This is a genomic window from Streptomyces sp. CA-278952 (assembly GCF_028747205.1).
GTDB lineage: Bacteria > Actinomycetota > Actinomycetes > Streptomycetales > Streptomycetaceae > Streptomyces.
The window spans coordinates 440,638-453,756 of sequence record NZ_CP112880.1; the positions used below are offsets into that span (position 1 = coordinate 440,638).

A 13,119-nucleotide genomic window follows, 5' to 3' on the forward strand; every position below is an offset into this window, starting at 1 on the left:
AGACTCCTTGGTCGAGTACCTGATTGCGGTCAGGAGTCTTACGCATGCGGAAAGTAAGCGCACATCGACGACCGGCTTCCAGCCGCAGACGGGCGTTCGAGCCGAACGAACGGTCATTCGGGCAGCTCAGACGCCCCGTGCGAGCCGTCCAGCATATGGACGGGTTTCGGCGGTTCAACGCGAAACTACCGTCCGACCTGCGGACATACGGGAACCCATCGATGCGCCACATCGCCGCTTCGGCCGGAAAGTACCGCCACCCGGGACTCTCGCGCCCGCTCGACCGCCCCTCGACGACGACCGGCAACCGGACGGCGAACCACCCGAGGGTCACGCGGAGGATACGATTCCGCATCCTGCTTGACCAGGGCAATTTAGGTTAGGCTAACCTCACGGTCGTGATCGATCCTGCCCTCGACCGAGAAGACCCACCGCCGCGTCGGCGCTCCGCGCCCGCTGCCGGTGCCGCCGCCGCACCCCGCCCCGGCGCCGAGCCCGGCCCGGCCAGGGCCACGGCCTTCGCGGGCCCCGAACCCGATGCCGGCCTCGACGCCCGCGACATGACGATCGCGTACGACCGTACCGACGTCGTGCACGGGGCCGACCTCCGGCTTCCGTGCGGTCGCGTCACCGCGCTCATCGGGCCGAACGGCAGTGGGAAATCCACCCTGTTGCGGGCGGTGGCCCGGCTGCACAAGGCCCGCACCGGCAGGGTGACCGTGGCGGCACAGGGCGAGGGCACCGGGCCCGTCGACGCCCTCGCCCTGTCGCGCTCCGACTTCGCCCGCCGGGTCACCCTGCTCGCGCAGAGCCGGAACGCGCCGGCCGGGCTCAGCGTGCGCGACGTGGTCGGATTCGGCCGACACCCCTACCGGGGCCGGCTCCGGGGAACCGATCCGGACGGCGCCCGGATGGTCGAGCACGCGCTGGCCGTCACGAACCTCGCCGAGTTCGCCGACCGCGGGGTGGAGAGTCTGTCCGGCGGGCAGTTGCAACGCGTCTGGTTCGCCTGCTGCCTGGCCCAGGACACCGACGTCCTCCTCCTCGACGAGCCGACCACCTATCTCGACCTGCGCTACCAGGTCGAGATCCTCGACCTGGTCCGCGACCTCGCCGACACCCACGGCGTCACCGTCGGCGTCGTCCTGCACGACCTGGACCAGGCCGCCGCCGTGGCCGACCAGGTCGTCCTCCTCTCGTCCGGGCGGATCGTCGCCGCGGGCACGCCCGCGGAGGTGTACGCCCCCGAGCGGCTCAGCGACGCGTACGGCATCCGCATCGACGTCGAACCCGACTCCTCCACCGGCATCCCGCGCACCCGCGCGGTCGGCCGGCACCACCTTCGTTCCGAAAGGCCCTGAACACCCTCATGAAGAACCAGCACCTGACGTGGCCCGTCCTCGCCGGCGCGGCCGCGCTCGCCCTCACGGCCTGCGGCACCACCGAGGCGCCGAAGAAGGAGTCCGCCAAGGACAGCGCGGTGACGATCACCGACTCCCGCGGCAAGAAGATCACGCTCGACGGGCCGGCGACGCGCGTCGTCGGCACCGAGTGGAACGTCGTCGAGTCGCTCGTGACCCTCGGCGTCCAGCCGGTCGGGGTGGCCGACGTCAAGGGCTACACCGCGTACAACACGGCCGCGCCGCTCACCAAGGGCGTCAAGGACATAGGCACCCGGGGCGAGCCCAGCGTCGCCACCGTCGCCGGTCTCGAGCCCGACCTCATCATCGCCACCACCGACCTGTCCGACTCCGCCATCGCGCAGCTGTCCAAGGCCGCCCCGGTCGCCGTGGTGCGCTCGGCCGACGCGGGCCGGCAGATCGACCAGATGGTCGACACCGTCGAGCTCATCGGCAAGGCCACCGGCACCGAGGACAAGGCCGAGGCCGAGGTCGACTCCTTCCGCAAGGCGGTCGCGGACGGCAGGAAGAAGCTCGCGGACGCCGGGCTGGACGGCGAGAAGGTCGCCTTCGCCGACGGCTGGCAGGAGGGCAACCAGGTCTCGGTGCGCCCGTACGTCAAGGGCTCGCTGCTCTCCGACGTGAACACCGAACTCGGCCTCGTCGACCCGTGGAAGCTGAAGGGCGACAAGGCCTACGGCCTGGCGGCGACCGATGTCGAGGGTCTCACGAAGATCGGCGACGCGCAGTTCGCGTACATCGCCAACGACTCCGACGGGGGCGACCCGTTCGCCGACGGCCTCAAGGACAACGCGGTGTGGAAGTCGCTCCCGTTCGTCAAGGACGACGAGGCCCACCGGCTGCCCGACGGCATCTGGATGTTCGGCTCCACCGCGTCGATGCGCGAGTACATCGACGCCCTCGTCGGCGCACTGACCGCCTGACGATGAGCACACGCATTACAACCGCCCCGCCCGTCCCCGCGAAGACCGGGGCGGGCGCGGCCGGTCAGGCCGGGGCCGGTTCCCCGGTGGCGGCCGGCCCGCCGGCCCGTCGCGGCCGGATGTTCCTCCTCGCGATCGCGGGGATCGTCGCGCTGGCCGCCCTCGCCATCGTGCACGTGGGCCAGGGCACCGCCGCCGTCGATCTGCACACGCTCTGGCAGTTGGCCACCGGGGCCGCCTCCGACCGGAGTGCCGACGAGCAGACGGCCGCCGTCGTCCTGGACTCCCGGCTGCCCCGGCTCGCTGCGGGGCTCCTCGTCGGCTGCGCGCTCGGTGCTGCGGGCGCGGCCCTCCAGTCGGTGTCGCGCAACATGCTGGCCTCCCCCGACACACTCGCCGTCAACGCGGGCGCGTACCTCGCCGTGGTGGCCGTCGCCGCGTTCGGCATCACGCTGCCCGCGCTGCCGGCCGGCGCCACGGCGTTCCTCGGCGGGCTGCTGGCGGCGGGCGTCGTCCTCGGCCTGTCCCGGGCGGGGGCCGGACCGATCCGGCTGGTGCTCGCGGGCTCGGCGCTCACCCTCGCCCTGTCCGGGCTGAGCGGGATGCTGCTGCTCCTGCGCTCCCAGCAGACGACCGGGCTGTTCGCCTGGGGCAACGGTTCGCTCGCCCAGATCGGCATGGAGTCCATCGACCGGCTCGCCCCGGTCGCGCTCGTGGCGTTCGCCGGACTGATGCTGCTCGGCAGGCGGCTGGACATCCTCGCCCTCGGCGACGACGGCGCCGCGGTCGTGGGCGTGAGCGCCCGGCTGACGCGCAGCACCGCCGTCATTCTCGCGGTGCTGCTGGCGGCGGTGTCCGTGGCGGTCGCGGGGCCGGTCGGCTTCGTCGGCCTGTGCGCGCCCGCCGTGGTCCGGCTGCTCAGCACATGGATCCCGGGCCTGGTCCGGCACCACGCGTTCATCCCGGCGTCGGCGCTCGCGGGTGTGCTCGTGGTGCTCGGCGCGGACGTGGCTCTGCGCGCGGTGTTCGGCGCGCAGGCGGGTGCCGAGGTGCCCACCGGCATCGTCACGACCTGCTTCGGCGCGCTCGTCCTGATCGTCCTGGCCTACCGGTCGCGCGACATGGGCACGGACAGCGGCTCGACGGCGTTCGCCCGGCTGCGCAGCCGGCGGGCATTCGTCCTCACGCTGGTGGCGACGGCCGTGGGGCTTCTCGGCGCGGTGGTGGCGGCGACGCTCTTCGGCGACGCGACGCTGCTCCTGGGCGACGTGGGCAACTGGCTCACCGGCCGGGCGGGGCAGTTCGTCGGTTACGTCCTGGACACGCGCGTCCCCCGGGTCGCCGCCGCCCTGCTGGCCGGTGCGGCGCTGGCCGTCGCGGGAGCCGTCGTCCAGGCGGTGTCGCGCAACCCGCTGGCGGAGCCGGGCGTCCTCGGCGTCGTCAGCGGGGCGGGGGTCGGGGCGGTCGCCGTCCTCACCGTCGTACCGCTGGCGAGTTTCTGGCTGATCGGCGGCTCCGCGCTGGCCGGTGCGACGGCCGCCGCGGCGCTGGTGTTCGGTCTCGCCGCGCGCCGCGGACTGGAACAGAACCGCCTGGTGCTCATCGGTATCGGCGTCCAGGCCGGTGCGGGCGCGTTCGTGAGTCTGCTGATCGTGCTCACCGACCCGCACAACGAGACGAAGGCGCTGGCCTGGCTCGGCGGCTCGACGTACGGGCGGACGTTCCCCGAGCTGGTCCCGGTGCTGGTGGGTCTGGTCGTCGCGCTGCCCGTCCTGGCGTTGATGCGCCGCGAGCTGGACCTGATCGGGCTGGACGACGAGACGCCCGCCCTGCTCGGTGTGCGGATCGGCGCCACCCGGCTCGCGCTCTTGAGCCTGGCCGTCCTGCTGACGGCGGGTGCCGTGGCGGCGGTCGGCGTGATCGGGTTCGTCGGCCTCGTCGCCCCGCACGCGGCGCGTGCCCTGGTGGGCCGCAGTCATGTGCGGGTGATACCGGTGAGCGCGCTGCTCGGCGCGCTGCTGGTGGTCGTGTCGGACCTGGTCGGCCGGGCGATCATCGCTCCGGCGCAGATCCCGGTCGGACTGCTGACGGCCGTGATCGGCGCCCCGTACTTCATCTGGCTGCTCTGGCGGTCGCGGCGCGAGGGGTGAGTGCGGAGCTGTCCCGGTTCCGGAGCCGCGCGGTCGACGACCGCGCGGCTCCGGCGTTTCCCCGGGAAGGGTGGTCAGCAGCGCCCCCGGTCAGATGTGGGAGAGGAGTCCGTCCAGCGGTTTCGGCAGGCGTGCGAGGTCCAGTGCTTCCGTCAGCGCTCGCGCGTAGTGCTCCTTGCGGCCGCCGATGGTCCCCATGAAACGCCGCAACTGCGCCTCGACCGTCCGCTCCCGCTGGGCGGGCTGGCGTTGGAAGATCCGGAAGGTGCGCAGGTCTCCCTGGTCGTCGATGACCTGCTGGACGCCGTCCGTGCCGAGCGCCCGGATCAGTTCGTCCTCCAGGTCGGCGTGGCAGGTGAAGAAGCCCAGCGCCGCCAGGTCGTCGGGTGTCCGGGCGGTGCCGAAACCGGTCCGCTCCAGGCCCTGGCGGAAGAAGCGCTCCTCCGCCGCGTCGCAGAGGCCGGCGGGCCGGGCGTCGAGCCCGGCGGGCCCCAGCAGGCGCAGATAGCGGGTGATGCTGGTGGCGCCCCCGAGCGGCACGACCACGACGCCCTCGGCGCTCAGGGTGCGCCCCTGGCGTTCGGCGAGGGCCTCGACCGCCGCCCGGTCGCTGACGCCCTCGACCAGCACCACGGTGCGCAGGCTCAGGTTGGCCGCCAGCTCACGGGCGGTCCCGGCCTCGGCGGGCGCCGGCGTGTCCGCGTCGCCCGCGGCCCAGGAGATGACCGTCTGCCGGAAGCGCGTCGCTGTGTCCACGGGGCCAGTCTCGCACCGTGATCAGCGGTTACGGCAAGGGTTTTCCGGTAGGCCGACGAGGGCTGTCCCCGGGTACGTCAGCGGGGTGCGGGAGGTCTGCGCGCCAGGTACATGCCGACGCCCAGGGCGAGCGCCAGGACACAGCCGGCGAAGGTCAGTCCGGCGTTCCTGAGTCCGATGCCCAGGGTGAGGGCGCCGACGCCGACCACGGGCAGGGAGATGCCCAGGTAGGCGATGACGAAGAAGGCGGACACGGTCGCGGCCCGGTGCTCGGGAGGCGCGGCGGCGCTGATCGCCGTCACCGCGCCCCGGAACGCGAGCCCCTGGCCGAGGCCGCCGCACAGCGCACCGGCGATGAGCAGGGGAAGCGAGGTGAACAGCAACGAGGCGCCCACCAGGAGAAGGCCCGCGACCAGGACGAAGCAGCCGCCCGGCAGGGCCCGCCGTTCGCCGACCCGCCCCATGAGTGCCTGCCCGGCCGTCGAGGCGAGGAAGACGGAGAAGACGACGAGTCCCGTCAGGGCCAGGTTGTGCACGTCGAGCGTCTCGGCCACGAACGCGGGGGCGACCGCGGTGAAGAGGCCCAGCAGGGAGAACCCGGCGAAGGCGGCCAGCGCCGAGGTGGCGAACACGCCGCGCATCGCGGGCGGGACGGCCAGGCCCTGGGGCCGCAGCCGCACTCCCCGTCCCCGGGCGGAGGCGACCGGCTCGGGGAGGAACCAGGTCAGTACGGCGGCCACGACGATCAGCGCCAGGTGTACGGCGAAGGGCAGCCGCAGGGGCCAGGGGGCGTACTCGGCGAGCAGTCCGGACAGCAGCGGGCCGCACCCCAGGCCGCCCATGTTCGCGGCGGTCGCGGCCAGCCCCGCCCGGGCCGCGCGTCCCGGCGGGGCCAGTTCCATCACGGTGACCGTCGCAGCGCCGCTCAGCAGTCCGGCGGCGAACCCGGAGAGGAGACGTCCGGCGAAGAGGGCGGGGAGCCCGCCCTCGAAGAGGAAACAGAAGGCACTGGCCGCCGAGAAGCCCAGGGCGGCCAGGAGGACGGGCCGCCGCCCCGCTTCGTCGGAGACGTTCCCGGCGAGCAGCAGGGTGGCGATCACGCCCAGGGCGTAGACGGCGAACACCACGGTCACCATCAGCTCGGAGAAGCCGAGCTGTTCCCGGTAGAGGCCGTAGAGCGGTGTGGGGAGCGTGGTGCCCGCCATGCCGACGGCGAAGACGGCCGCCGCGGCCGGGTAGCCGAGGCGTTTCCCGCGGTGGGCGGAGCCGGGTGTCCGGCTCATGCGTCGGACGGAGGGTCCGCCGGGGCGGCGGAGGTGATGTGGGTGAGCGCGCACAGCCAGCGGCCGTCGCGCCGGACGAAGACGTCCGTGACCCATTCGTCGGCGTCGAAGCGGCGGCCACCGTAGTGGGCCGTGTTCGTCATCCGTGCGGTGACCGTGGCGGTGTCCTGGTGGACGCGGACCCTCGACGGGCTGATGGCCCGCATCGCCGAGTGGGTCAGGTCGCCGGACGCGACGTAGCCGAGGAACGCGTCCCGGTCCGTGATGCCGGACTCGGAGACGATGACCCATTCGTCCGCCATGAAGGCCCTGATCCGCGGTACGTCGTTCGAGACGATCGCGGCGGACCACTCCTCCACCAGGGCGACGAGCCGGGCCTGTACCGCAGGGGCCTGGGCGTCGGCGCCGTTCGGCGGCGGCCCGGAGCCGGCTCCGCTGTCTTCCATCGTTCGAGCGTAGCCGCGGGGCACACGGGTCGCAGTTCCTGGGCGGCCGGGCGGGGGCCGCCCAGGAACCGAACGGGCCCGGGGCGGGAACGGGGCCGGCGGTTCCGTGCGCTACGCGGGCGGACCTCCCTCGACAGCGGCGGTCGCGCCCTCGGGGTCCTGGCCCGTCGGTGCGTCGGGCAGCTCACGGCAGCGGACCATGAAGGACCGCTCGAAGACGATGACGGTCTCCCCCGTCGACTTCGTGCCGGTCGTCTCTACCGTGATGATGCCCTGCCCCGGCCGGGACCGGGACAGCCGCTTGTCGAGGATGCGGCTCGTCGCGTAGAGGGTGTCGCCGACGAAGACGGGGCTCTTCAGACGGACCCTGTCCCAGCCCAGGTTGGCCACCGCCCGCGCCGACAGCGCCTGCACGGTCATCCCGCCGACCAGGCACAGCGTGATGCCGCTGTTCACCAGGACCCTTCCGTACTCGGCGCCGGCGCCGTAGTGCTGGTCGAAGTGGAGCGGGTGCTGATTCATCGTCAGCAGGGTCAGCCAGGTGTTGTCGGCCTCCGAGAGGGTACGGCCCGGCCAGTGCCGGATCACCATGCCCGGCTCGAAGTCCTCGTAGTCCCCGCCGTGTTCCTCGACGTACTCGTTGTCCTTGACGTGACGCAGGGTCATGCGGCATCTCTCCGGTGATGTCACTCGATCAGGGGCGGCGCGGACGGGCGCGCCGGTACGCGGGGCGGGGCGTGGGCGGGGCGTGCGCGGTGCTGCGGTCAGATCGCCACCATCACGTTGTCGGAGCTGCTCGTTCCGCCCCGGACGCTGACGATCCCGGCGGAGCCGTCGCCGAAGAACCGGCAGAACAGCCCGGCCGGCCGGCCGCCGAAGATCAGGGGCCCCAGCACCGGGGCGACCTCGGCGTCGTACGGCTCGTCGACCCCGTCGGCGATCAGCGCGACCCGGCAGGTCTCCGGCTGGACGAACTCCTGCACCACGCTGGTGCGGCCCTGGACGACCTCACCGACGGCCGACTCCCACGCGGCCTGATCGGCCTCGCGGCCGATGGTCACCTGTTGTCCGCTCTCCCCCAGCGCGGCCTTGAGCACGAGCCGCTCACGGTTCTTCAGCACGAACGGCACCAGGTCGACCTGCCGTCCCTCGCGGTCGGTCCTGCGCTCGGAGAGGATCCGCGTCCACGGCAGGTACCGCGCGATGAGCCCGCGCTCGCCCTCGGTCATCCACGGCCGTCCCTCCGACAGGAGCCCCATGGTGAGCTTGCTGTGCAGGAAGGTCGATGTCTGGGTGCCCACCAGCAGGCAGCCGTGGTCCAGGGCGTCCTGGACCGGAGTGGTGTCGAGGCCGGCGTCGAGCCAGTCCGGAATGGTGAAGTTCCGCAGCCCGACCGGATAGCGCAGATGCGGGGCGCAGTCCCACGCCTCCGGCAGCTCCTCCGGTTCGAAGAAGCGTGCGGTCAGGCCGTGGCTGTTGTAGTAGTCGGCCTCCATCTCGAAGTACCGTCGCTCCACGCCGGTCACCCGGGCGCTGCCGACGACGGCCACCCTCGGCGCCACCGCCGACTCCGCGCTGAGCGACCGGAACATCTCGGCGCGTACGGCGAACGGGCTCGGCGACCGGAACGGGGCCCGGCCCTCCTCGTCGGCGTGCAGCGCGCGCCACACCGCCAGACGGCTCTGGGTCTCCACCACGCCCCCGAGCGCACCGCTGACGTTGAACTCCAGGAACCGCGGCCCGTCGGGCCCGATGACGAGGTCCGGGCGGACCACGGAGTCGGCGTACCGCTCCTCGACGAACGGGTCGCGCACCCACAGCCGGTCCTCGGTGGCGGGCATCGCGTAGGCGGTCAGCCGGTCGGTGGTGGTGTGCCCGCTCTCCAGGGCGGCACGGCGCAGCAGATCGACCAGCGCGACGCTCACCCGGAAGATCTCGGCGTAGGACGCGCGCGGGATCGCCAGCGGCGCCGCGGGAAGGACCTTCTGGTACGGCCAGCCGGTGTCCCGCAGCTCGTGTCGCAGCATCCGGCGGATCGCGTCGGCCGAAGCGGCGGGCCTCAGCCGGTGGCGGCCGAACCACGGGTGTCCCTGCCCCGGGCCGAGGTCCTCATGCGTGTCCATCCGGCACTCCCTCCTTCGTTGGCGGAACGGCGGTCGGGCCGCCGGTTCCCCGCTCGGCCGACGTCTCGCGCTCCTCGAACAGCGCCACCGCGGCGGCGGTGTCCTCGATGGCCAGGCCGACCGTGCGCAGGACCGTGGTCCGGCCGGTGGCGTCGACCGCGCCGCTCACCAGGCCGCCCAGTTCGTACAGGTCCTCGGCCTTGATCAGGCCGTCGGCCAGTGCGGCCCGGATCTCGCCCGCGCCGTCCAGCGCCGCGGTCCGGTCCTCGACGACGGTCACGGCATCGGCCAGCAGGGCGGGGGCGAGCTCGACGGCGTCCGGGTGGGTTCCGCCGATCACGTTCACATGCGCCCCGGGGGTCACCCAGTCCGCCTCCACCACGGGGGTGCCGTCGTCGGTCGAGGTGGCCGTGCAGATGATCGCCGCGTCGGTGACGGCGTCCCTCGCGGTGGCGCAGACCGTCACGTGGACGGGCCGTGGTGCGGTGTCGCGGATCCAGTCGGCGAACTCCTCGGCCCCGGCGCGCGTGCGCGAGTGGACGCGGAGGTGACGGATCGGGCGGACCGCCGTCACCGCCCGGACGAGGGCGCGCGCCTGGACCCCCGCGCCGATCACCGCCAGGTCGTCGGCGTCGTCGGGAGTGCAGTAGCGGGTCGCCAGAGCGGCGACGGCACCGGTGCGGACGGCGGTGAGCTCGGCGCCGTCCAGGAGCGCGGTGATCTGCCCGGTCTCCAGGTCGGTGAGCGCGACGATCCCGTGGATCAGCGGCAGCCCGCGTACCGGGTTGTCGGGGGTGAGCGTGGTGACCTTGACGCTGCCCACCGCGCGCCGCTCCCAGACCGCGGGGCTGACCAGGAGGACGCGCCGGTCGCCGTGCTCGAGCACCGTGCGGGCCGGGGAGCGGGTGCGGCCCGCGGCCAGGTCGACGAACATCTCGCCGAGTACGTCGACCACGCGGAGCATCCGCCGGGTTCCGGCCATGTCGGCGGCCTGGACCATCACCGGCGCGCTCACGCGGTCCCTCCCGCGCGGCCGAACCGGCTCGTCCAGGCGTCCTCGCGCGCCACGGTGGTGCGGGCCAGCCGGGCGAACGGCGGGCCCACCATGTTGCCCTCCAGGACGGCGATCCCGCCGTCGGCCGCCGCGACGGCCTCCACCACCCGGCGGGCCTGTCCCAGCTCGTCGGGCCGGGGCCGCAGGAGGCGGTTGATCACGTCGAGTTCGCCCGGGTGCACCGTCGCCTTGCCGTGGAAGCCGAGCGCCCGCGCCCGGGTGGTCTCCTCGGCGAGGACCGCCGGTTCGGCGAGCCGGTAGTTGGCGGTGTCGACGCACGCCGTGCCGTACCGGGCGCAGGCCAGCGCCATCGCCTGCCGGGCGGCCAGCATGGCCTCCCAGCTGATGTCGACACCGAGTGTGGCGGCCAGGTCGGCCGAGCCGAGCACCAGACCGTCGGCGGAGCGCGCGATGGAGTCGATGCGGGTGACCGCCTCGGCCGTCTCCACCGTCACGTAGATCTCGGGGGACGCGCCGGCCGAGGCCAGCATCCGGCGCAGCAGGTCGACCTCGTCCGCCGAGGTCACCATCGTCATCAGGACGATGCCGGGCCGTACCGGGCCCTCGGCCAGCATCGACACGTCCTGGACCCCCGCGAGGCTGCCGAGTTCGTTCATCCGCACGGCGACGTTTCCCGGTTTCGGCGTTTTCTCCAGCGCGGCCCGGCAGACCGTGCGGGCGGCCTGCTTGTCGGCGGGCGGTACGGAGTCCTCCAGGTCGATCAGGTGGACATCCGCGTCGTACGACCAGGCCTTCACCACCTTTTCCGGTGACAGGGCCGGCGTGTAGAGGATGGAGCGCGGGATCGCCCTCGCCGCCCCGGTCACCGGTTCACCGCCCCGGAGGGTGTGGCCGCCGGGCGTGCCCCGGCCTCGATCAGCGCGGTGCAGAGCCGCTTGATCTGGTCGGCGCTCTGGCCGGCCCGCAGCATGACCCGCAGTCCGGCGGTGCCGCGTGCGACGATCGGGAAGAACACCGGTGAGGTGTAGAACCCGGCCGCGAAGACCTGCCTGGCGGCCGCGACGACCGTGTCGTCGCTCATCGGCACCACCCGGATCGGGTAGGTGCTGTCGGCCTGCTCGGTCAGGACGAGCGAGTCGAACAGCGCGATGTTGGACCGCAGGCGCTCCTGCAGCCGGGTGAGTTCCTCGGTGCGGTGGATCTCGGCCGAGGCGAGTGCCGCGCCGACCGCGGCGGCGTTCATCTTCTGCGAGTAGCCCAGCGGGCCCGCGAACCGTTCGATGAGCCGGCGCGTCTCCTCGGGGTAGCCGTCGAGCAGGATCGCCGTGCCTCCGGCTCCGAATCCCTTGGTCAGGGTCGCCACGGTGATGGTCCGCTCGTCGAGCACCGGGGAGTGGGTGCGTACGTAGCCGATGCCGCGCTCGCCGTACGCGGACAGCGAGTGCGAGTCGTCGTAGAAGACCAGGAGGTTGTACTTCTCCTGGAGTTCGGCCAGCTCCTTGACGGGCGCGTAGCCTCCGAGACTGTCCGAGCCGTCCACCACGTAGCAGACGCGTTCGTAGGTGCGGCACCTGTCCTCGATGAAGTCGAGGTCGTGGTGGCCGCAGGTCACGACCTCGCTCTCGTCGGCGCAGCTCGGCTTGGCGTTGGCCAGGGAGACATGGGCGTTCTTGTCGAAGACCATCAGCGGCTTGACGCCGTTGCCGAGGTGTCCCGACGCGATCATCGGCAGCAGACCGGTGCTGGCCGCCGCGGTGGAGATCGCGCTGATCACCATCGCGCCGAACAGCTCGCCCAGCGACTCCTCCAGTTCCAGCAGCACCGGTGTCTGGACGCGGGTGCGCGGGATGCAGTGGTCGAGCACCCCGAAGCGGCGCAGCGAGGCGACCGCACCGTCGATGACCTTGGGGTGGGTGTCCAGGTCCAGGTAGGAGCAGACGGTGAAGTTGACGAATTCATGCCCGTCGGGCATGTGGAACACGCCGTCCTCCAGGTCGCCGACGATGCCGGCGACCCCGTTCTCGTAGGACTGGTTCCAGAAGGCGTTGCCGATCCCGATGAGTTTGTCGTTGTTGCGGTACCGGTGGGTGGGGGTGATGGTCCTGCGCTCGCTCATCGGGATTTCCCCTCGGTGGGCTTGTAGCTGTAGACGCCCTTGAGCCTCCGGTAGGCGTACGTGTACAGGGCGACGCCGAGTACGTGCGGCCGGTGGAGGATCTTCTTGGACTTGAGCCAGAAGTTGACGTTGATGTTCAGCTCGTCCAGCGATTCGGCCTGGTGCCACCAGCCGAGCGGCAGGTAGAGCATGTGGCCCGGTTCGAGGACGAAGTCGCGGCGTTGGGCGAGCTTGGCCGCGAGCCTCGGGTAGCGCGCCAGGTCGACGTCGTCGAGGTCGACCACGTTCGACTTGTCGCCGAACCCGCGCAGGACCGACCTCGGGTAGTAGGCCCGAACGCCGGGTGGGGCGATGATGAACCGCTTGCGGCCCTCGAGCGCGATGTTGAAGTTCTCGAACTCGTCGAAGTGGTTCTTGGTGAAGACACCGCGGTGGCTGATCCACAGGTTGGCCGCGTACAGGCTGTCGCCGTAGCCGAAGAACTCCTCGGCGTCGAAACCGATGACGGCGTTCACGTCGGCCGGGCTGCTGCGGATGTTCGACACCACCCGGTGCCAGGTGTCCGTGCTGGTCAGGTGCTGCTCGTCCGCGAAGAACTCGCGGAGCTTGATGTCCCGAGTCTCCCAGCGCCCCGGGTGGTTCTTGTCGCCCGGCTCGGTGAACAGGGTGACGGTCATCTCGGCCAGGCGCGCGGCCACTTCGTGCCGTCCGAGTCCCTGCACGTCGGCCGGCAGCTTGATCACCACGGGGCGGTCGGCCTTGTACAGACCCCGGGGGCCCACGGCCAGGAACTCGTCGAACGACATACGGGTGATCTCGACACCCGCTGCCCCGTTCGACCCTGGCACAGCTTCCGGAACTGCCATGTCGCTGGTCCTCCTCTCTT

At 72.3% G+C, this 13,119-nt stretch carries 12 protein-coding genes; 3 read left to right on the forward strand and 9 right to left on the reverse strand.

Going from position 1 to position 13,119, the window contains the following annotated elements:
- Positions 1-560: 560 nt before the first annotated feature.
- From N7925_RS01790 to N7925_RS01800, 3 genes are read left to right on the forward strand one after another with little or no spacing between them, the layout of a single operon-like run.
- Positions 561-1,361 carry an ABC transporter ATP-binding protein gene (locus N7925_RS01790; RefSeq protein WP_274346382.1) on the forward strand — a complete coding sequence of 267 codons (801 nt, stop codon included), beginning with the start codon at positions 561-563 and terminating at the stop codon, positions 1,359-1,361.
- Positions 1,362-1,369: 8 nt separating this feature from the next.
- Positions 1,370-2,344 carry an ABC transporter substrate-binding protein gene (locus N7925_RS01795; protein WP_274342800.1) on the forward strand — a complete coding sequence of 325 codons (975 nt, stop codon included), beginning with the start codon at positions 1,370-1,372 and terminating at the stop codon, positions 2,342-2,344.
- Positions 2,345-2,346: 2 nt separating this feature from the next.
- Positions 2,347-4,494 (forward strand): iron ABC transporter permease, encoded by a 2,148-nt coding sequence (locus N7925_RS01800; RefSeq protein ID WP_274342801.1) that lies wholly within the window; start codon positions 2,347-2,349, stop codon positions 4,492-4,494.
- Between the two features lie 90 nt (positions 4,495-4,584).
- On the opposite strand, the gene N7925_RS01805 is transcribed toward N7925_RS01800, so the two are convergent.
- The 9 genes from N7925_RS01805 to N7925_RS01845 form a co-directional block, all read right to left on the reverse strand.
- Positions 4,585-5,250, reverse strand: coding sequence for an ATP-dependent endonuclease (locus tag N7925_RS01805; RefSeq protein ID WP_265597718.1), 666 nt, complete (start codon positions 5,248-5,250; stop codon positions 4,585-4,587).
- Positions 5,251-5,327: 77 nt separating this feature from the next.
- A complete protein-coding gene (locus N7925_RS01810; protein WP_274342802.1) occupies positions 5,328-6,533 on the reverse strand; it encodes an MFS transporter in 1,206 nt (401 codons plus the stop codon).
- Positions 6,530-6,979, reverse strand: coding sequence for a nuclear transport factor 2 family protein (locus N7925_RS01815; RefSeq protein ID WP_265597720.1), 450 nt, complete (start codon positions 6,977-6,979; stop codon positions 6,530-6,532). Before N7925_RS01815 ends, N7925_RS01810 begins: the two co-directional genes overlap by 4 nt.
- A 111-nt stretch (positions 6,980-7,090) precedes the next feature.
- Positions 7,091-7,645: a MaoC family dehydratase gene (locus N7925_RS01820; protein WP_265597721.1), complete on the reverse strand. Its 555-nt coding sequence runs from the start codon at positions 7,643-7,645 to the stop codon at positions 7,091-7,093.
- 98 nt (positions 7,646-7,743) lie between these two features.
- Complete coding sequence (locus tag N7925_RS01825; protein WP_274342803.1) at positions 7,744-9,102, reverse strand: hypothetical protein; 1,359 nt, start codon at positions 9,100-9,102, stop codon at positions 7,744-7,746.
- Positions 9,089-10,117: an ornithine cyclodeaminase family protein gene (locus N7925_RS01830; protein ID WP_265597723.1), complete on the reverse strand. Its 1,029-nt coding sequence runs from the start codon at positions 10,115-10,117 to the stop codon at positions 9,089-9,091. The genes N7925_RS01825 and N7925_RS01830 overlap by 14 nt, the downstream gene beginning before the upstream one ends.
- Positions 10,114-10,983 carry an HpcH/HpaI aldolase/citrate lyase family protein gene (locus tag N7925_RS01835; protein WP_274342804.1) on the reverse strand — a complete coding sequence of 290 codons (870 nt, stop codon included), beginning with the start codon at positions 10,981-10,983 and terminating at the stop codon, positions 10,114-10,116. The genes N7925_RS01830 and N7925_RS01835 overlap by 4 nt, the downstream gene beginning before the upstream one ends.
- Positions 10,980-12,233, reverse strand: coding sequence for an 8-amino-7-oxononanoate synthase family protein (locus N7925_RS01840; RefSeq protein WP_274342805.1), 1,254 nt, complete (start codon positions 12,231-12,233; stop codon positions 10,980-10,982). The genes N7925_RS01835 and N7925_RS01840 overlap by 4 nt, the downstream gene beginning before the upstream one ends.
- The gene (locus N7925_RS01845) at positions 12,230-13,099 is read right to left on the reverse strand and encodes a cupin-like domain-containing protein (RefSeq protein WP_274342806.1); all 870 of its coding nucleotides are present in this window, start codon (positions 13,097-13,099) and stop codon (positions 12,230-12,232) included. The genes N7925_RS01840 and N7925_RS01845 overlap by 4 nt, the downstream gene beginning before the upstream one ends.
- Positions 13,100-13,119 lie beyond the last annotated feature (20 nt).

Coding starts and splice junctions, on each gene's coding strand:
- N7925_RS01840 (WP_274342805.1), bottom strand. CDS start 12,233: ATGAGCGAGCGCAGGACCATCACCCCCACCCACCGGTACCGCAACAAC.
- N7925_RS01800 (WP_274342801.1), top strand. CDS start 2,347: ATGAGCACACGCATTACAACCGCCCCGCCCGTCCCCGCGAAGACCGGG.
- N7925_RS01795 (WP_274342800.1), top strand. CDS start 1,370: ATGAAGAACCAGCACCTGACGTGGCCCGTCCTCGCCGGCGCGGCCGCG.
- N7925_RS01790 (WP_274346382.1), top strand. CDS start 561: ATGACGATCGCGTACGACCGTACCGACGTCGTGCACGGGGCCGACCTC.
- N7925_RS01810 (WP_274342802.1), bottom strand. CDS start 6,533: ATGAGCCGGACACCCGGCTCCGCCCACCGCGGGAAACGCCTCGGCTAC.
- N7925_RS01820 (WP_265597721.1), bottom strand. CDS start 7,645: ATGACCCTGCGTCACGTCAAGGACAACGAGTACGTCGAGGAACACGGC.
- N7925_RS01845 (WP_274342806.1), bottom strand. CDS start 13,099: ATGGCAGTTCCGGAAGCTGTGCCAGGGTCGAACGGGGCAGCGGGTGTC.
- N7925_RS01825 (WP_274342803.1), bottom strand. CDS start 9,102: ATGGACACGCATGAGGACCTCGGCCCGGGGCAGGGACACCCGTGGTTC.
- N7925_RS01815 (WP_265597720.1), bottom strand. CDS start 6,979: ATGGAAGACAGCGGAGCCGGCTCCGGGCCGCCGCCGAACGGCGCCGAC.